Raw genomic sequence first — 19,513 nt, 5'->3', positions numbered from 1 at the left:
TAAGGACAAAAAAAATGCCAGATCCGAGAATCTGACATTTTGACGCATTATAAAGAATTTTATTCTGAAGTTTTCGCTTCATTCTTCATTTCAAGTTCACCTTTCTCCTTATTCAGAGACACTCTTATCATATCTCCGTCGGTTAGTTTGGAAGATATGATAAGTTCTGACAATCCGTCTTCCAGATATGTCTGTATGGCACGCTTTAAAGGACGAGCTCCATACTGTACATCATATCCTTTGGTTGCAATAAATTGTTTAGCTTCATCTTCAATAACCAACTTATAACCAATAGATTCGATTCTATCGTACAAACCTTTCAACTCGATATCAATAATGTGCGTTATGGCCTCCAAAGAAAGCTGATCGAAAGTGATAATCTCATCCACACGATTCAGAAATTCAGGAGCAAAAGACTTGTTTAAAGCTTTCTGTATCACACTACGAGAAAACTCCTTGTCATCCAATCGATTTTGAGTAGCAAAACCAACTCCACGACCAAAGTCTTTCAATTGACGCGTACCGATATTCGAAGTCATGATGATAACCGTATTTTTAAAGTCGACCATTCTGCCATAACTGTCAGTTAAGCGTCCCTCATCCATCACTTGAAGCAAAAGGTTAAACACATCAGGATGTGCTTTCTCTATCTCATCGAGTAGGATAATGGAGTATGGTTTGCGACGTACTTTTTCCGTCAATTGCCCGCCTTCCTCATATCCTACATACCCCGGAGGTGCTCCGACAAGACGGGAAACGGTAAACTTCTCCATATATTCACTCATATCGATACGAATCAATGCATCCGAAGAACCAAACATGTATTTTGCCAGTTCTTTAGCCAAATGAGTTTTACCGACACCCGTAGGACCTAAAAACATAAAGGTTCCAATAGGTTTATTAGGATCTTTCAGTCCCACGCGGCTACGCAATATAGCTTTCACTAACTTTTCGATAGCAGTATCCTGAGCAATCACTTTAGACTGAAGAGATTCTTTCATTCCGGCCAACTTAATGCCTTCCGCCTGTGCCATGCGCTGTACAGGAATACCGGACATCATAGAAACGACATTTGCAATTTCTTCGGCATCAACCGTTTGCCTATTGTCTTTCAATTGTTCTTCCCATGCTTGCTTCATACGGTCAAGCTCGACAGTAAGTTCCTTTTCCTTATCACGGAAACTGGCAGCAAGTTCAAAATTCTGCGATTTCACCGCCTCATTCTTCTTGCTCTTCGCTTCTTCAATCAGTTTCTCTTGCTCCTCAATTTCTTTCGGAACACTTATATTAGTAAGATGTACGCGTGAACCGGCTTCATCAAGAGCATCGATAGCTTTATCCGGAAAATTACGATCTGTGATATAGCGGTCTGTCAAGTTGACACACGCCTCCAATGCTTCATCCGTATAATTCACGTTATGATGATCTTCGTATTTACTCTTGATATTCCGAAGAATCTGAAGTGTTTCCTCGGCTGTCGTAGGCTCTACCATAACTTTCTGAAAACGACGCTCCAACGCACCGTCTTTCTCTATATTCTTACGATATTCATCAAGAGTAGTGGCACCTATACACTGAATCTCACCACGGGCAAGAGCCGGTTTCAGCATATTGGCAGCATCCATGGAACCCGCTGCAGAACCGGCCCCCACAATGGTATGTATTTCATCAATGAACAGAATTACATTCGGATTCTTCTGCAATTCATTGAGAATAGAACGAATACGCTCTTCAAACTGTCCACGATATTTAGTGCCGGCAACAACCGATGTCATATCCAATGCTACCACACGCTTATCAAACAAGATACGTGACACTTTCTTCTGTATGATACGAAGTGCCAGACCTTCTACTATGGCTGATTTACCGACACCCGGTTCACCAATCAATATTGGATTATTCTTTTTACGCCGGCTCAAAATCTGCGCCAAACGTTCAATTTCCCGTTCACGTCCTACAACCGGGTCTAAACGGCCTTCTTCTGCCGCTTTTGTCATGTCCGTACCAAAATTATCAAGCACAGGAGTATCATTGGCAGGCTTTCTGGATGCAGTCTGTGCCTGTTGCTGACGTTCTTCCGAACCACGAGTATCCCCCGAACGGGATGCCCCCATTTCTTCATCATCGTCGTCATCCTCGGTAAATCCCATACCGGCATTAATATCCGGTTGTAACGATAATTGTTCAAACACTTTTTTATAATCTACCTGGTTAGCTTCAAGCACAGAAGCAGCCACATTATTACGATCTTTCAAGATAGCCAGCAAAACGTGCTCCGTATCAGCTACATTACTCTTCATCAAACGAGCTTCGAGAATACACATTTTAAGTATCTTTGCCGCTCCGTTAGACAATGGCACTTCCGCATCGGGCAACAGAAAATCATCTGCATCCGCTTTCAGTATTGTTTCAATCTGCTTTTTTATGTCGGTCAGATTTGTTTTGAGTTTGGACAATATCTCGATAGCTTTCCCTTCACCGTCACGAAGCATTCCCAATAGCAGATGTTCAGGACCTATATACCTGCTTCTCAAACGGTTCGCTTCTTCTTTACTAAAGACGATAATGTCGGAAACTCTTTGTGAGAATTGATTATTCATACTTTATTCCTTCCTTCTTAAGGTGTTAATCACTCGCAAATATACGCATAACACACGATTTTATACACAATATTTGCTTTATTTATTATAATAACAAATGCCGTGCCAAAAAAGATGCATCCTTATATACCTTATTTATATATTGTAGATGTATAATCTTCAAGAGCCGGATAGAACAATTCATTTTATCATCTCTATTAATTAATAAAACATAGAATAAAAACATCCCCATGTTTTGCTCAACAACATCCCCATGTTTTATCCAACAACATCCCCATGTTTTGTACAACAACATCCGGATGTTTTCAATCACAGAATAAGATTTGAGAAATCTAAAGTATTGATATAATAAACATTAGATATATATTTAGTGAACTATTAAGAAGATAAATCTGTTTGTATGACAAAACAATAATCCTACATATCTCTAAGCTTGAGCAAGATATAAGGATCGCCAAAAAGTTTATGCTGGAAAACTTTTGTATATCACGAAAAAGTAGTACTTTAGCGTGGTTTTTCATAAGCCATAAATGTATAATTAATAATCTTTTTAAATGCTTGAACAAGACAGAATTATAAAGATTAACATCGAGGAGGAAATGAAGTCATCTTACATTGACTACTCCATGTCGGTCATTGTTTCGCGTGCCCTTCCGGATGTTAGAGATGGATTTAAGCCCGTTCACCGTAGAATACTTTACGGTATGATGGAATTGGGTAATACGTCAGATAAACCTTATAAGAAATCCGCCAGAATCGTGGGTGAAGTACTCGGTAAGTATCATCCACACGGAGATTCTTCCGTATATTTGGCCATGGTACGTATGGCACAAGAGTGGGCAATGCGTTATCCGTTAGTAGATGGTCAGGGAAACTTCGGTTCCGTTGACGGTGACAGCCCTGCTGCCATGCGTTATACAGAAGCACGACTGAACAAGTTGGGAGAAGCCATGATGGAAGACCTTTACAAGGAAACTGTCGACTTTGATCGAAATTTCGATAACACATTGGATGAACCGACTGTAATGCCGACACGTATCCCAAATCTTCTCATTAACGGTGCTTCCGGTATTGCTGTAGGTATGGCTACAAACATGCCTCCACACAACCTGTCTGAGATTATCGATGCCTGCGATGCTTACATTGATAATCCGGAAATCACGGTAGAAGAACTCATGAACTACGTTAAAGCACCCGACTTCCCGACAGGCGGATATATATATGGCATAAGCGGCGTTCGTGAAGCCTATCTGACAGGACGTGGTCGCGTTATAATGCGTGCTAAAGCCGAAATCGAAACAGGACAAACACATGATAAAATCGTTGTTACCGAAATTCCATACAATGTAAATAAAGCCGAGCTGATAAAATACATCGCTGATCTTGTAAACGATAAGAAGATAGAAGGCATCTCGAACGCAAATGACGAATCTGACCGTGACGGTATGCGTATCGTTATCGATATCAAACGAGATGCCAATGCCAGTGTAGTATTAAATAAACTCTATAAGATGACAGCATTGCAAACATCTTTTGGAGTTAACAACGTAGCATTGGTACACGGACGTCCTAAGACTTTGAATTTAAGAGATTTAATTAAATACTTCGTAGAGCATAGACGTGATGTTGTCATCCGTCGTACACAGTTCGATTTGCGTAAGGCAAAAGAACGTGCCCATATTCTTGAAGGCCTGATCATTGCTTCAGATAACATCGATGAAGTAATCCGTATCATTCGTGCTGCAAAAACTCCGAATGATGCCATTGCCGGGTTAATGAGCCGCTTCGAACTAACGGAAATACAGGCACGTGCTATCGTAGAAATGCGTTTACGCCAACTTACCGGACTGATGCAAGATCAGTTACATGCCGAATATGAAGAGATTATGAATCAAATTGCATATTTGGAAAGTATTCTTGCTGATGATGAAGTATGTCGCAAAGTTATTAAGGATGAACTGATTGAAGTAAAAGCTAAATACGGTGACGGACGTCGTTCAGAAATTGTCTACTCATCCGAAGAGTTCAATCCGGAAGATTTCTATGCCGATGATGAAATGATTATCACCATTTCTCATATGGGATATATAAAACGTACCCCGCTTACTGAATTCCGTGCTCAAAATCGTGGTGGAGTAGGTTCAAAAGGTACGGAAACCCGTGACGAAGACTTCATCGAGCATATTTATCCGGCAACAATGCACAATACAATGATGTTCTTTACTCAAAAAGGTAAATGTTACTGGCTAAAAGTATATGAAATCCCCGAAGGAACGAAGAACTCAAAAGGACGCGCCATCCAAAATCTGCTGAATATCGATTCTGACGATGCCGTAAATGCATACCTGCGTGTAAAGAGCTTGAGCGATCAAGAATATATTAACAGTCATTATGTACTGTTCTGTACAAAGAATGGCGTGATTAAAAAAACACTGCTCGAACAATACTCTCGTCCTCGTCAGAATGGTGTAAATGCCATCACGATCCGTGAAGACGACCGTGTAATCGAAGTCCGTATGACAAACGGTAATAATGAAATTATCATAGCCAACCGCAACGGACGTGCTATTCGCTTCCACGAAGCAGCAGTTCGCGTTATGGGACGTACAGCAACCGGTGTTCGTGGTATTACGCTTGATAATGACGGACAAGACGAAGTAGTAGGTATGATTTGTATCAAAGACCTTGAGACAGAGTCAGTGATGGTAGTTTCAGAACAAGGATATGGTAAACGTTCCGAAATAGAAGACTACCGCAAAACAAATCGTGGTGGTAAGGGTGTGAAAACGATGAATATTACCGAAAAAACAGGTAAATTGGTAACTATCAAGTCCGTAACAGATGAGAATGATTTGATGATTATAAATAAGTCCGGTATCACCATCCGTCTAAAAGTTGCCGACGTACGCATTATGGGGCGTGCAACCCAGGGAGTTCGTCTGATAAATCTGGAAAAGCGTAATGACCAAATCGGATCGGTATGTAAAGTTACCACAGAAAGTCTTGAGGATGAAGTTCCTACTGAGGAGGTAGAAGGACAAATAGCAGTTGATCCTGCGGATATCCCAGATACAGAGATACCCGACACTCCCGATAATACAGAAAATGATGAAAATAAAGAATAGACGTAATATTAATAATTAATCAAACAACAATCATGAAAAGAGTATTATTTTCAATGGTTCTACTAATGGCTGTGAGTTTTGTATTCGCGCAACAAAAGAGCGTAAAAGAAGCCAAAAGCATAGCTAACGAAGTAAAACCGGATTTTAAGAAAGCCGAAGAGCTGATTAATGGAGCATTGACTAATCCTGAAACTAAGGACGATGCAGCTACATGGGATGTAGCAGGCTTAATCCAAAAGAGAATCAATGAAAAGGAGATGGAAAATGCCTATTTAAGAAAACCTTATGATACATTAAAAGCATACAACAGTATCCTGAAAATGTATGAGTACTTTTTGAAATGTGACGAATTGGCTGAAATCCCCAATGAAAAAGGTAAGGTTAAAAACAAATACAGAAAAGCAAACGCCGCTTCTATGATGGTAGAACGTCCGAATCTGATCAATGGCGGTATCCAGTACTTTAACCTTAACAAAAGTGGAGAAGCTTTGAAATTCTTCGGAACTTACGTAGAATCAGCATCTTATCCTATGTTGGAAAAAGAAAATCTGGCAGTTACAGATACTTTATTACCACAGATTGCTTATTATGCTACATTGGCGGCTAATGGGGTAGAGGATAGAGACGCTATCTTGAAATATGCTCCAATTGCTATTAAGGACAAAGACAATGGTTCAGTTGCCATGCAGTTATGGGCAGACGCTTTGAAAGCCAAAGGTGATACAGCAAAATGGGTAGAATCTTTGAAAGAAGGTATCTTAAAATTCCCCGAAAACCAATATTTCTTCGCAAATCTTGTTGACTATTACAGTAGTTCAAATCAGCCTGAAAAAGCAATGCAATTTGCTGATGACATGTTGACTAAAGACCCTAACAACAAGCTATATCTGTATGTAAAAGCATACTTGTATCACAATATGAAAGAATATGATCAAGCTATTGACTTCTATAAAAAGACAATTGAAGTAGATCCTCAATATGCAGAAGCTTATTCTAATTTAGGTTTGGTGCTTTTAATGAAAGCTCAGGATTTTGCTGACCAGTCTACTACTGATGTAAACGATCCTAAGTACGCAGAGGCACAAGCTACTATCAAGAAATTCTATGAAGAAGCTAAACCTTATTATGAAAAAGCAAGAGACTTAAAACCCGATCAAAAAGATTTATGGGCACCGGGGCTTTATAGAGTTTACTACAACTTAAACATGGGAACGGAATTTGATGAAATTGAAAAAATAATGAATGACAAATAACAGTTTCAAAAAGATTTCTTCAAAATAAAAAGAAAGGCCGATGCAACTGATTTTGCATTGGCCTTTTTTGGTCATCTTCATTCAAAATTACTCATAACTTTCTATAACAGGAGTATTTGATAAAGTATCAATCTACATAAATTATAAAGGCAACTTATTTGAAAAGAATAAGTTGCCTTTATATATTAAACATAATTACGATTATTCCATAATTATAGATGAGCTATTTTTATTCTTCCGATCATCCGTTAATAACAAGTAATGGTGTATCAGAATGAAAAATCATCTTTCGAGCAATACTTGGATTAAACAAACGAGCAAATATATTCCGTTTGTAAGAAGTCAATGTAATGATATCGATTTTGTTCGTTTTGATATATTCATCAAAACTTTTAAGAAAATCGTCATTCTTCACCACATCATAATGGATTTCAAGTTCCGGATATTGTTTTTGAAAATATTCTTTAATACCGGCAAGTTTTATTTCATTCCAAGTATCTTTGACTTCTTTTGCATCAGCTAAGTAGATCAAAGAAACAACGAAATTAAAAGGTTTCCAAGCGCTTATAAAGGAATCAAAGGCAATTAAATCTCTTTGATCAAAATTGGTTATAAAAGCAACTTCTTTTACAGCACCGAACTCTTTAAACGGTGTATTTTCCGGAATAGCCAATACAGCTGTACGACTACGTTCTATTACTTCGGCAGTAACACTACCAATCAAATCAATATCTTTTTGACTCTTACCACGAGTACCCATTATAATGATACGTGGACGTTGTTCTTTAGAATATCTCAGAATTTCCTCCTCAGGTATTCCTTCGCGTAATACACAAGTATATTTTACATCAGGAAATTCACCAGACGCTATTTTCTCCTTTATTTTATCTGCCAAAGCATTCAAATCCGAATGTACTTTCTGCAAAATAGTTTTTACCGTTTCTTCATCACTGATCTGATAGTTAAACACATCGCCATAAGGCAATGACGACGCATATATAGGCGTAAAATAGACATGTAATAACAATACTTCAGCTCCATATGCTTTAGCGAAATTAAAACCGAATTCACAAGCCTTTATCGAATAATTAGAAAAATCCACAGGAATCAGAATCTTTCTACTATCGTTATCATCTTCCACTTTAGGAGTCTTCTCTCCTACTATACTTTCAGCAAGCCATACAGAACTCTCGGTTATCTTAAGCGCCCGTGGTAAATCACTTTCCTTAATGCGTAATCTTACCCCGGATGAAACGACAGGCTGAATTTGATTCACATTATGGATATAAGTCTCTATGCCCTCGTTTTCAAGAACATTCTTCAATATCTGAGCTTTTGTGTAAGTCAGAATGGCCAAAGTTACTAATTTGTCTTCCATAAAATTTCATTGTATATGTGAATTTAACAAATAAGAAATCCCAATTGTTTTTAATTCAATTGGGATTCTACAAGTATATATCATTTCATCATGCCTGTACAGATTCGGTAGCCTCTTCCTTTTGCATACTCATATTCAATTCATCAAGAATGCGAAGAGCCCGGTCAAGTACGGTAGTATCATCAATCATCACTAAGCCACCGTCCGGACCGGGCTCTAAATGTATTCCGACACTCTTACCCTCTTTAAAATTATGTCCTCCGAAAAAGTTTCGCACTGTATCGACGTGCAAACCAAGTTCATCAGCTATTCTATGCATGCTACCGCTGGGCAATGAATCTTTAATCTTACGAAGTTCATTGAATGTTATTGTCCTCATGTCACATAAATTTAATGGTTAATAATAGTGTGAATCAGTATCACGCTATAAACTTAAGGAAAAAAAAAGATAAAACAAACTATTTACTTGTTTTTTTTCTTAATTTAGAAAAATGGGGGCATTTAGCGACTGATAAATAAAAAAATCCCCGCACAAGATATCTATGCGAGGATTTTTATCAATATAACAAAATCAATATTTTCAAATAATTTCAATAGCAGAAGCTGGTACCCAACCTACTTTTCCATCTTCCAGACGTATCTCCTTCCAATCTTTCATTGAACCGTCTTTTACACCCACTTTATGACCTTCGTGAAGTATAAACAAACTTGTTCCACTTTCGCTTGGAGTACTACGTACTGTTACACTGGGATTTATCACAATGGCACTATTACGATTCGTCAACTCATCTTTCTGCTGATTTGCAAACACATTTGCCAGTATTGTTACAGCCAGAAAAACAATGCCACTTATAAAACCTGCTTTCTTTAGCACAATTTGCTTAGAGAAGATAAAAAGATAAAGAGATACAATCAATAATATGAAACAAACAACTCCACAAACAGCCCAAGAATCAACGCTCATACTATTAATCAATGATTTAGTCCAAGATACAAAAAATATTTCCGGAACCGGCTCCACTTTATCAACCGTCTTTGAACGGGCAATCTCTAAATTCGCGCGAATATCACCATTACCCGGCTGAAGCAACAGCGCACGTTCGTAATTCAATATAGCTTTAGCAATATCACCAGCCTTATAATAACTATTTCCAAGATTATAATATATATCAGCTGCCTCCCCCCGATTCAACAATGCTTCATAAATCTGAATAGCAGAAGCATAATCGTTCTTCATATATGCACTGTCTCCTTCGGCCTTTGTGGCATCTTCTAAACTGGAAGAAATCTGCTGTAAACTGTTACCGATAGAATCTCCTACTATGGCCTGCAAACTATCTTTCACAGCCTGCCCTTGTCCGAAAGAGACAATCGATATCCATACCCCAAATGCAAAAAACAATATTTTTTTCATGATGTTAATCTCTTCTAATTTAATGTTTTATTGAATTTTCCATTTTACTCATCACCGCCAAAGAGGAGGTGTAAACTTTGTCCATAGCCTGATTTTCATCTCCAGGAGCAAAACGTGCGAACTCGCATTCATTCAAAGCATCCAGGAATTCCTTAATCAATTCGTCGCTCACCCCATAGTTTCTTAGCTTCTCTTCCACATTATCTTTAGACAAACGTGATACCGGAATATTCAGTTTATCGCTGATATATCCCCACAAAGCTTTCAATACCTCGTCATAGAACGCATCCTTTTTATTCTCCGCAAGCAATTTACCTGCCAACTTCATGCGTTTTGTAGCAACTTTATTAGCTTTCTTCGTGCGCATCTTAGCCACATTGGCATTTTCTGCAGCCTGTTTACGATAAACAATAAACAATACGATGAAAATTATAGCAGGAATTATATAAAACAGCCAATATACAAATGAACCATAAAAGAAACTGCCCTTAGGTTGCAATGTTACATCTTTCAACTTTATATAACGAATATCCTCACCTAAAACTTTCAGATCTTCTTTATTTGTAAAGTTTGCAATCACTTGGTCTGCATTACCTGCTCCTTTTTCCACTTTTATTTCATAATCCTCCGTTCTCAATGTTTTATAAGATTTTGATTTAATATCAAAATAAGAGAACGTCACGGCAGGAATTTTATAATCACCAGCATGACGGGGAATTGCCAAATATTCAATTACACGGTTACCTGATAATCCATTAGGTGTTAAACGAACCTGACTATCTACTTTAGGAGCATATACCTCAAAATCTTCCGGGAACTTAACTTCCGGATTAGAAAGTAATTTAAGATTTCCTATCCCCGAAATAACCAGTTTCAAGGTTATTGCGTCATTAGTTTTTACTTCCTTACTTTTGATAGAAGAAGTTATATTAAACTCTCCTACACCACCGGAAAAGTCGGCAGGTTTCCCTGAAGGAAGTGCATTTACATTAATTGTTATAGCAGGTGTAGTAAGTGTCTTCTTTACCTCTACTACATTACTTCCTCCATTAAAAAATGCATCGAAAGGATCTGCACTCCTAACAGCTTTTGCTATTGAAGCGTCAAAACGTGCTGGCTCAATAACCAATTTTCCAGACTGTTGAGGAAATAACACAAACTGACGATATACAGTAGTATAATAGTTTCTTCCCTTATAATGTTCCTGAGACCATTTAGCATTGGCAGGACGTTCTATCTCTTGAGAATGAAATCCTTTAAAATCCGGCAACTTAACATTATCAAATCCCAATTGTGATTCACGCGTATAGATCTTATAAGTCAGTAACAAAGCCTCTTGCTCATAAACTGTAGTTTTACTGGCCGTTGCCGTAACAAAAAGATCCTGATTGGATACACTTGTTGAAGAAGATGCCGATCTACCCGAAGCAGCATTTCCTTGAGTTGCCCCTGCAGCACCCGTGTTTTGATCAGGCGGAAGCACTTTTATTTTTACCGAATTGGAGACCATCTGATCTCCATCTGCTGTAATCGTAGCACCGGGAATCGAATAATCTCCTTCTGTTGTTGCCATCAAAATGTAAGTAAAAGTTATCCCACTTTCTGAAGACATTGCACCATTGATGATCTGGGTATTACTGAATGTACTCCGGGTAGGGCCCATCAGTACATCAAACCCTTTGATAGAGGGTGCACGAAAATCTCTCACTTTCTGTGTTGTCACTGTATAGGTCAGCCTAAACTGGTCTCCTACCACCACTACATCAGGTGCAGATGCGGCAAACGACACTTTGCTATCGGCAAACACATTAGTGTTCACTGTTACCAATGTTATCAATAAGAAAATCAGTTTTCTCATTTCCTTTGAAGTTTTTATTATCTTATTCTATTATTACCAATCTTTCTCGAGACGCCCTCCCTGAATTACCTGTTGTTGCTTCTTAACCTTATCCTGGGTCTCTTTCTCATCCTGCATCACCGAATTAAGTAACTGCTCAGCATTCTCCTTCGACATCTCATTCTCTTTCTTTTCCGGCTTCGGAGGTTGCTGTTGTTGCTGATCATCTTGCTTTTGATCATTATTCTGTTTATTCTGGTCTTGCTTTTGATCTTGCTTATTTTCCTGATTATCTTTGTTCTGATCCTGATTTTGATCTTGGTTTTGCTGATTTTGTTGTTGATCTTTCAACAATTTCTGTGCCAAAGCAAGATTGTAACGCGTCTCATCATCTTTCGGATTATTCCGCAATGACATTTTATAGGCTTCTACCGCCTGTCCGTAATCTTTTCCAGCTTGAAACAAAACTCCCATATTATGATAAATATGCGCCAGCTTCATCTTATCCTTTTCAATTTTACCAGCAGCTACGTATTGTTCCATAGCTTCTTTAAACTTCTGTTGTTGAGACAACGTATTTCCTAAATTATACATAGAGACAGTAGATTTAGGATTTGCCTCCAATGCCTTCCGGTAATTCACCTCAGCATCTACAAAAACACTATCATTAAAGAAACGGTTTCCCTTACGGATATAATCTCTCTCTGCCTTTTGTGCAGATGCACCAGCCGCCAATAACGCAAACACGGCAAACAGAATATATTTACTTCTTGACATAAGCATAATTACTTCTTATTAGAGAACAAATGAATGTTCTTAAACAACGGATTCTTACGTTCCAATATCAACATTTCGGCTAACAATAAAAGCAATATAATCCATGCAACAGCCTGAAACTGCTCATTGAATTGAGTATACACTTTTGATTCGACATCAGATTTCGCCATTTTATTGATCTCTTGGTTTATAGCTTTCTGCGCAGAATTCGAATTGTCAACACGTACATAAATACCTTTACCGTCTTTAGCTATCTCCTGACACATAGCCTCATTGAGACGAGTAACAACTACATTTCCATCTCGATCACGGCGATAATCATTTGTACCTTCAACAGGAATCGGAGCACCGTCTGGAAGTCCTACTCCCAAAACACTAACTTGAATCCCCTTTTCTGCTGCCGCCTTCGCTGCTTCTACTGCCCCTCCTTCATGGTTTTCACCATCAGTAATGACAACAATAGCACGCCCTACTCCCTCTTGAGGAGTAAAACTACGGGCAGCCAAATTTATAGCAGCGCCAATGGCCGTTCCTTGCTTAGATATCAAAGAAGGATTAATTGACTCTAAAAACATCTTGGCAGAAATATAATCGCTTGTAATAGGAAGCTGTGTAAAAGCATCACCAGCAAAAACTATCATTCCCACCTTATCATTCTCCATTTCATCTACCAATCTGGATATTAATCGCTTAGCCTTCTCTAAACGACTCGGTTGAACATCTTGTGCCAACATAGAGTTTGATATATCGAGTGCAATGATTACTTCAACCCCTTTACGTTTCACCGTTTCCAGCTTGGAACCAAACTGAGGACGTGCCAATAACACTGCAAACAGCCCAACTGCAACAAAAACTAACCAAAATTTTACATCCGGACGATATTTAGAGACGTCAGGCATAAGTTGTGCCATTAACATCGGATCACCAAACCGGCGAATCGCTTTCCGCTTCCTATAATTAGAATACAAGTAAAAAGCAGCTAACAACGGTAATAGCAGCAACAGATATAAATATGTAGGCTCTTCAAATCGAAACATCTCTTTTTATTTACTATTTTACGATTTACAATTTATGCTTGAAATCACATTATATTATGTTATGGAATCTTCTTAAGTATTGAGTTGCGCAGCAATACCTCGAGTAATATACACAGAAAAGCTGCTAATGCAAACCAACGATATTCTTCCTGACGCTTACTGTATTCTTTGACACTCAATTTGGTTTTCTCCAGTTTATCAATTTCTTCATAAACCTCTTTCAATTTAGAGTTGCTGGTAGCACGGAAATAATTTCCATCTGTAGTTCCCGCAATTTGAGTCAATGTCTTTTCATCTATTTCCACCGGCATATTTACATATTGCACTGTATTTCCTATCGGATATGGATAAGGGGCCATACCATTCGTACCAACACCGATCGTATAGACACGAATACCAAAACTCTTAGCGATCTCAGCAGCAGTCAAAGGAGAAATATCCCCTTTATTATTCGTACCATCAGTCAACAAAATGATGACCTTTGATTTAGCTTTACTATCTTTCAAACGTGTCACAGCATTAGCAATACCCATACCAATCGCCGTCCCATCGGTTACAATTCCACACTTAATACTTTGAAACAAATTCAGCAATACAGCATGATCTACTGTTAAAGGACATTGTGTGAAACTTTCACCGGCAAATAATGTCAAACCAATATTATCATTCGGACGACCATTTATAAACTCGGCAGCTACATCTTTAGCAGCTTCCAACCGATTCGGTTTTAGGTCCTCTGCCAGCATACTGGTAGATACGTCAATAGCAAGCATAATATCGATCCCCTCAATCTCGCTGTTCTGCCAGTTATCTGTTGTTTGAGGTCTGGCAAGTACCAGAATGATCAATATTAACGCTATGATACGAAGTCCGAACGGTGCATGAAGCAAATAGTTTTTATAACTTTTGGGTGTATGCGCATATACTCGGGCATCCGAAATCTGAAGCGTCGCCTGACTCTTTTTCCACTTTAGAATATACCATACGATATAAGGTATAAGCAACAGTAGCAAAAATAAATATTCAATATTGGCAAAAACCATTCTATTTACGATTTTACGATTTACTATTTACAATTGAAATTACTCCACTTATGCAAAAAGATCATAGAGCTGTGTTCCAATATATACAAAAGTAGCTACAAGAGCAACTGATAGTAATACAATTCCACATATAAGCAATATCTTAGCACGCAAAGAACGCTTCTCTATAATAGTGATTTCCGTTGGTTGCGGCTTTTGATTTTCTTCTTCCGGCTGTTTTGTTTCATTAATAAAGTCGATAGCATTAATTAAATTCGCATCATTTTCATTCATCTGCGGATCATGCTTGGCAAACTTTACCAAATCGGCCGTTTGAAACAATTCTTTCAAATCAGAGATTGCCTCCTTATCATTCATTTCCAACAGCTTATCTATAATTTCAGAAGAAGTCATTTCTAATGCATTAAAACCAAAACGATCTTTTATATATGTACGAATAGCATCTGTCAATTCTGTATAATATTCCTTCGACCTTCCTTTCTGCCATACCTTCTCCGCCTTAATACGCTCTATCTCTTGCATGGCAGCCTGATGTGGCGGTAGTTTAGGTTCTACCTTTATCTTACGAATAATCGGCTTATTGTCGCGAATACGTATGATAAAATAAATAAGCAATGCCAACAAAGGTAAAGCAAGAAACGAACATCCGATCAATCCATACCAATCTTCCCAAGCAAAAGGAGCTTTCATTACAGCTTTTTGCCCAAAAAACATTTCCGGATGCAAAGTATCGACAGGCATCGAGTAAACTTTTAATGCTAATGCCCTTGATTTATACTCTTTATTGTCAACTGTCACAACCATAGGGGGCAGATAATAAAGGGCCGAATCAAATGAAGTAACAGTATATTCCTGTGTTATCAGCAACCTCTGTCTGTCATTTAAATACTGTGTATCCGGTTTAGCCGTCTCAATCACTTCTACTCCACTTATCAACGTATCGGAATAGACAGGAAAAACAGCCCGTTGCTTAGCATCCATTGCCACTTGCAATTGTATCTTAGCTTGCTCTCCAATAAGAATTTGCAAAGAATCAATCTTGGCTTCCACCGTAACAGATTGCGCAGCAACTCTGCCCGATATTAAAAACAACAATATTATTAGAAAACTATTTCTATTCATCTTCTTCCGTTAATTTCGTTTGGCAAACAAATTGAGTAGTGCTTTTACATAATCCTGATCAGTACGCACAGAAACAGAATCCACATTACTTTTCGTAAATGTCTCACTCAATTCACTCTGTTTATTTATCCACCAATTATGATGTGCCTGACGCACAGCCTTAGATGACGTATCAATCCACTGTTCATGTCCGGTTTCAGCATCTTTTATCTTCATCAATCCTATTGGAGGAAGCTCTGAGACACGTCGGTCATAGACTTGAACAGCTACTACATCATGCTTCCGATTAGCAATCGTCATTGCATTTTTGAAACTCTCCTGATCTATAAAATCAGACAAGATAAAAGCTGTACATCGCCTTTTCATTACATTCGTCAGATATTCCAATGCCAAACGGATATTCGTACGACGACTTTCAGGTTTGAAATCAATCAATTCGCGAATAATATAAAGAATATGTTTACGACCTTTTTTCGGAGGTATAAATTTCTCTATTCGATCAGAGAAAAAAATAACACCTATCTTATCATTGTTCTGAATGGCCGAGAATGCCAATGTTGCAGCAATCTCGGTCACCATATCCTTTTTCATCTGCTTAACAGTACCAAACTCCAAACTACCGGAAACATCTACCATCAACATCACTGTCAGTTCACGTTCTTCCTCAAATACCTTAACATAAGGTTTGTTGAAACGCGCCGTTACGTTCCAGTCGATGTCGCGAATATCATCACCAAACTGATATTCACGCACTTCGGAAAATGCCATACCCCTACCCTTGAAAGCCGAATGATATTGGCCTGCAAAAATATTGTTAGACAATCCGCGTGTCTTTATTTCAATTTGACGAACTTTTTTTAATATTTCACTTGTTTCCATCTATTTAAAATTGAGATTTGAAAATCGGGAGTTATTCATCACTCAATTAAAATCAAGGTACTTCAACCTTATTCAGTATCTTACTGATTATTTCATCAGAAGTCATATTGCTTGCTTCCGCTTCATACGTCAAACCGATACGGTGACGAAGCACATCATGAGCTACCGCACGCACATCTTCGGGGATCACATATCCACGACGTTTGATAAATGCATATGTACGGGCAGCCAAAGCCAAGTTGATAGAAGCACGGGGTGAACCACCAAAACCAATCATGTCTTTCAATTCTTTCAGATCATACTTCTCCGGATAACGGGTTGCAAACACAATATCAACAATATAACGTTCTATTTTCTCATCCAAATAAACCTGACGGACCACTTTACGCGCCTCAAGAATCTCGTCAGCCTTAAGGATAGGCTTCACATTGAATTTCTCGCCATTAATATTCTGGCGGATAATCAATTTTTCTTCTTCCAATTTCGGATAATCAATCACAACCTTCAACATAAAACGGTCGACTTGTGCTTCCGGAAGCGGATAAGTACCTTCTTGTTCGATCGGGTTCTGAGTAGCTAATACCAAGAAAGGTTCCGGCAGAGGAAAAGTCTGTTTACCGATTGTCACCTGACGTTCCTGCATTGCTTCAAGCAGGGCACTCTGTACTTTTGCCGGTGCACGATTAATTTCGTCCGCCAATACAAAATTTGCAAAAATAGGTCCTTTCTTTACTTGAAATGATTCATCTTTCTGACTGTAAACCATTGTACCGATAACGTCGGCAGGCAACAAATCCGGCGTAAACTGTACACGACTGTATTGTGCATCAATCAGAGACGCCAATGTTTTAATTGCTAATGTCTTTGCCAAACCCGGCACACCTTCCAACAACACATGTCCGTCAGACAACAGTCCGATCAGAAGCGATTCCACCAAATGTTTCTGACCAACTATAATCTGGTCCATGCCTGTTGTAAGATTGGTAACGAAAGCACTTTGTCTTTCAATCCGTTCGTTCAATTCGCGGATATCAATTGATTCAGCCATAAATACTTAATATTTTATTGTTTAATTACCACAAAATCATAATAAAGTCCTTAGTTTCTGTAAGGCTTTTTAATTCGATTCCAAAAGTACGCTATATAATTAACCATTGCAACTAATTTTTATTAAAAAACAATGCGAAACCTTTAGATTAAGGTACTTTTATACGGTTTATTGGTTTCATAACATTTCATATACATATATAAAAACACCCGGATAATCAGCGTAATACCGCATCCGGGTGCAAATGATTCGATCTATTTATTTTTTAACCAATTCTGGAATCTTAATCGTTGTGCCATATGGGACATGATTCGGATTTTTTATAATATCCGGATTATATTTTACTATATATGGCCACAGAGCTTTAGTTCCATAAAAGCGTAGAGCAACCCTGGTAAGTGTTTCCCCTTCTTTTATTGTATATGTGGCTTTTGTTCCCGTAATTATATAATTTACAGAATCGGGATTGAAAGGTGCCGGTTTAGTAACCGATTTATCTTCTTTTTTCACCACTTCCACTTCTTTTTTAGGTTCCGGAACAACTACCGGTTCTTCTTTTACCGTAGGAGGAGAAACAACTTCGCCAACAGTGTCTTTCTCAATTATCGTATCTTGAGGAATCGCCACTACAGGAACAGGTTTAACGGCATTAACAGGCTTTTCCAGTTTTTCTATTCTATCGGCAGATTCAAACAAATCAGGATAATAAATAAAAAGCAAAGCACCTCCGCACAGCAATAAAACAATAACAATTATCGCTATCAAATAAGGGACAGGTGACTTTTCTCCTTTTTTATGTTTGGATTTACTATGTTTTTTTATCTGTCTTTCATGAGCCGAAACGGGTGTCGAAGTAGCCAATTCACGTGCAATAATCTCTTCTGCAGATAATTTAGATTCTGTCGGCTGAGGAGATTCCATCGGCTGAGAAGAGTCTACTGTATCCGCTTTCTCTCTCAACGGTTCCGAAGGCCGATTCATAAGCACTACAACCCCTTCTTCAATATCATTAGAAAAGATTTCCTTCCTCATCGATTCTACAGGCAATGCACTTTCCACAGTCGGCATCTCCTGTGCAGGGGGGGCTTCCGTCAACATTTCTCCTACAGGAACTTCGTCAGCTTTCGTTTCTTCCGAAGATATTTCCTCCCTTCCATTCACCTCTTCGGTCAATGAAGTTTCCTCTTCCGCTAACGCAACTGTCTCTGACGATAAATCAACATACCTTACCGATTCCACAGACGGATTACCTTCACCCTCTGCCATAACCATCTCTTCTTCTCCCTCTTCCTCTTTCAGCAATACAGTTTCTTCTATTACATCTTCATCATCAGACTCAGCGATCGGAGTATCTTCCAAAATTGTATTTTCATTCAAAACCACTGTTTCAAAATGAGCAAAAGGCTTATTAATAATATCACGTAATGAAGTATCCGGAACAAATGACACTTTGGTATATCCCTCTATTTGAAACCGTTCACCTGTATTAACCTTAACACTTTCCCTGCTTTCTACCTCTACCAATTTAAAAGTCCCCAGACCCTTGATCTTCACAGACCGCTCTCTCTCCAAAGCTTCTTCTATCAAAAGAAAAAACTCTTTGACGAATTTTTCGGCATCTTTCTTATTCATGCCATGCTTTTCTGATAACAGGTCGACAAAATTCTGCAGATATAGTCTTTCGTTCATAAGAGAGAGTCTTTTTTATTTAAACTTTTCTTTTAGCTGACCACTCGGCCTATATGCTAACACTAATTTGGGAGGAACGAGCATACGTTGCTTGGTTGTCGGATTAACCGTTATACGCTCTGCTTTCTTTTTTACTTCAAAAGTTCCAAAGCCCTGTATCGTTACTACATTCCCTTCTTGCAATTCCTGAGTCATATCCGACAACAAAGAGGACATCAATTCAGACGTATCCTTTATTGTATACCCTAACCTGCGCGACAATTCCGAAGTAAAATCTTTATTATTCAAATCTTGAAGTTTTAAAAGTTCGA

The 19,513-nt window shown here is 38.4% G+C and carries 15 protein-coding genes; 2 read left to right on the top strand and 13 right to left on the bottom strand.

Features of this window, described 5'->3' with window-relative positions; translation table 11 throughout:
* Positions 1-59: 59 nt before the first annotated feature.
* Positions 60-2,600 carry an ATP-dependent Clp protease ATP-binding subunit gene (locus HMPREF1532_RS15815; RefSeq protein ID WP_005931680.1) on the bottom strand — a complete coding sequence of 847 codons (2,541 nt, stop codon included), beginning with the start codon at positions 2,598-2,600 and terminating at the stop codon, positions 60-62.
* 554 nt (positions 2,601-3,154) lie between these two features.
* Between HMPREF1532_RS15815 and gyrA the strand changes: the two genes are divergently transcribed.
* Positions 3,155-5,725: a DNA gyrase subunit A gene (gene gyrA, locus HMPREF1532_RS15810; RefSeq protein ID WP_005931677.1), complete on the top strand. Its 2,571-nt coding sequence runs from the start codon at positions 3,155-3,157 to the stop codon at positions 5,723-5,725.
* A 32-nt stretch (positions 5,726-5,757) separates the two neighbouring features.
* Positions 5,758-6,978: a tetratricopeptide repeat protein gene (locus tag HMPREF1532_RS15805; protein WP_005931673.1), complete on the top strand. Its 1,221-nt coding sequence runs from the start codon at positions 5,758-5,760 to the stop codon at positions 6,976-6,978.
* Between the two features lie 241 nt (positions 6,979-7,219).
* Here the strand turns inward: HMPREF1532_RS15805 and HMPREF1532_RS15800 are convergent, their stop codons facing one another.
* The 12 genes from HMPREF1532_RS15800 to HMPREF1532_RS15745 form a co-directional block, all read right to left on the bottom strand.
* Positions 7,220-8,356 (bottom strand): universal stress protein, encoded by a 1,137-nt coding sequence (locus HMPREF1532_RS15800; RefSeq protein WP_005931671.1) that lies wholly within the window; start codon positions 8,354-8,356, stop codon positions 7,220-7,222.
* A gap of 88 nt (positions 8,357-8,444) precedes the next feature.
* Positions 8,445-8,735 carry a hypothetical protein gene (locus HMPREF1532_RS15795; RefSeq protein ID WP_005931668.1) on the bottom strand — a complete coding sequence of 97 codons (291 nt, stop codon included), beginning with the start codon at positions 8,733-8,735 and terminating at the stop codon, positions 8,445-8,447.
* A gap of 201 nt (positions 8,736-8,936) precedes the next feature.
* Positions 8,937-9,770 (bottom strand): tetratricopeptide repeat protein, encoded by an 834-nt coding sequence (locus HMPREF1532_RS15790; protein WP_005931663.1) that lies wholly within the window; start codon positions 9,768-9,770, stop codon positions 8,937-8,939.
* Between the two features lie 19 nt (positions 9,771-9,789).
* Positions 9,790-11,628 (bottom strand): BatD family protein, encoded by a 1,839-nt coding sequence (locus HMPREF1532_RS15785; RefSeq protein WP_005931659.1) that lies wholly within the window; start codon positions 11,626-11,628, stop codon positions 9,790-9,792.
* Between the two features lie 33 nt (positions 11,629-11,661).
* Complete coding sequence (locus HMPREF1532_RS15780; protein ID WP_025819157.1) at positions 11,662-12,384, bottom strand: tetratricopeptide repeat protein; 723 nt, start codon at positions 12,382-12,384, stop codon at positions 11,662-11,664.
* Positions 12,385-12,392: 8 nt separating this feature from the next.
* Complete coding sequence (locus HMPREF1532_RS15775) at positions 12,393-13,421, bottom strand: VWA domain-containing protein (RefSeq protein ID WP_005931652.1); 1,029 nt, start codon at positions 13,419-13,421, stop codon at positions 12,393-12,395.
* A gap of 59 nt (positions 13,422-13,480) precedes the next feature.
* Positions 13,481-14,464: a vWA domain-containing protein gene (locus tag HMPREF1532_RS15770; RefSeq protein WP_005931649.1), complete on the bottom strand. Its 984-nt coding sequence runs from the start codon at positions 14,462-14,464 to the stop codon at positions 13,481-13,483.
* Between the two features lie 48 nt (positions 14,465-14,512).
* Positions 14,513-15,586 (bottom strand): membrane exported protein, encoded by a 1,074-nt coding sequence (locus HMPREF1532_RS15765; protein ID WP_025819156.1) that lies wholly within the window; start codon positions 15,584-15,586, stop codon positions 14,513-14,515.
* 9 nt (positions 15,587-15,595) lie between these two features.
* Positions 15,596-16,465 carry a DUF58 domain-containing protein gene (locus tag HMPREF1532_RS15760; protein WP_005931644.1) on the bottom strand — a complete coding sequence of 290 codons (870 nt, stop codon included), beginning with the start codon at positions 16,463-16,465 and terminating at the stop codon, positions 15,596-15,598.
* Positions 16,466-16,517: 52 nt separating this feature from the next.
* On the bottom strand, positions 16,518-17,513 hold the full coding sequence (locus tag HMPREF1532_RS15755) for an AAA family ATPase (RefSeq protein ID WP_005931642.1): 996 nt from the start codon (positions 17,511-17,513) through the stop codon (positions 16,518-16,520).
* Between the two features lie 258 nt (positions 17,514-17,771).
* On the bottom strand, positions 17,772-19,202 hold the full coding sequence (locus tag HMPREF1532_RS15750) for an HU family DNA-binding protein (protein WP_005931640.1): 1,431 nt from the start codon (positions 19,200-19,202) through the stop codon (positions 17,772-17,774).
* A gap of 15 nt (positions 19,203-19,217) precedes the next feature.
* On the bottom strand, positions 19,218-19,490 hold the full coding sequence (locus tag HMPREF1532_RS15745) for an HU family DNA-binding protein (protein ID WP_005931638.1): 273 nt from the start codon (positions 19,488-19,490) through the stop codon (positions 19,218-19,220).
* Between the last annotated feature and the right edge of the window lie 23 nt (positions 19,491-19,513).

Source organism: Bacteroides salyersiae WAL 10018 = DSM 18765 = JCM 12988, assembly GCF_000381365.1.
Lineage (GTDB): Bacteria > Bacteroidota > Bacteroidia > Bacteroidales > Bacteroidaceae > Bacteroides > Bacteroides salyersiae.
The sequence above is the reverse complement of the archived record's forward strand: the minus strand, read 5'-3'. Positions and strand labels throughout refer to the sequence as shown.

What these genes read in the sequence shown, in the direction of transcription:
- HMPREF1532_RS15805 (WP_005931673.1), top strand. Translation starts at nt 5,758, where the DNA reads ATGAAAAGAGTATTATTTTCAATGGTTCTACTAATGGCTGTGAGTTTT.
- HMPREF1532_RS15755 (WP_005931642.1), bottom strand. Translation starts at nt 17,513, where the DNA reads ATGGCTGAATCAATTGATATCCGCGAATTGAACGAACGGATTGAAAGA.
- HMPREF1532_RS15790 (WP_005931663.1), bottom strand. Translation starts at nt 9,770, where the DNA reads ATGAAAAAAATATTGTTTTTTGCATTTGGGGTATGGATATCGATTGTC.
- HMPREF1532_RS15775 (WP_005931652.1), bottom strand. Translation starts at nt 13,421, where the DNA reads ATGTTTCGATTTGAAGAGCCTACATATTTATATCTGTTGCTGCTATTA.
- HMPREF1532_RS15760 (WP_005931644.1), bottom strand. Translation starts at nt 16,465, where the DNA reads ATGGAAACAAGTGAAATATTAAAAAAAGTTCGTCAAATTGAAATAAAG.
- HMPREF1532_RS15785 (WP_005931659.1), bottom strand. Translation starts at nt 11,628, where the DNA reads ATGAGAAAACTGATTTTCTTATTGATAACATTGGTAACAGTGAACACT.
- HMPREF1532_RS15770 (WP_005931649.1), bottom strand. Translation starts at nt 14,464, where the DNA reads ATGGTTTTTGCCAATATTGAATATTTATTTTTGCTACTGTTGCTTATA.
- HMPREF1532_RS15765 (WP_025819156.1), bottom strand. Translation starts at nt 15,586, where the DNA reads ATGAATAGAAATAGTTTTCTAATAATATTGTTGTTTTTAATATCGGGC.
- HMPREF1532_RS15780 (WP_025819157.1), bottom strand. Translation starts at nt 12,384, where the DNA reads ATGTCAAGAAGTAAATATATTCTGTTTGCCGTGTTTGCGTTATTGGCG.
- gyrA (WP_005931677.1), top strand. Translation starts at nt 3,155, where the DNA reads ATGCTTGAACAAGACAGAATTATAAAGATTAACATCGAGGAGGAAATG.
- HMPREF1532_RS15815 (WP_005931680.1), bottom strand. Translation starts at nt 2,600, where the DNA reads ATGAATAATCAATTCTCACAAAGAGTTTCCGACATTATCGTCTTTAGT.
- HMPREF1532_RS15795 (WP_005931668.1), bottom strand. Translation starts at nt 8,735, where the DNA reads ATGAGGACAATAACATTCAATGAACTTCGTAAGATTAAAGATTCATTG.
- HMPREF1532_RS15750 (WP_005931640.1), bottom strand. Translation starts at nt 19,202, where the DNA reads ATGAACGAAAGACTATATCTGCAGAATTTTGTCGACCTGTTATCAGAA.
- HMPREF1532_RS15800 (WP_005931671.1), bottom strand. Translation starts at nt 8,356, where the DNA reads ATGGAAGACAAATTAGTAACTTTGGCCATTCTGACTTACACAAAAGCT.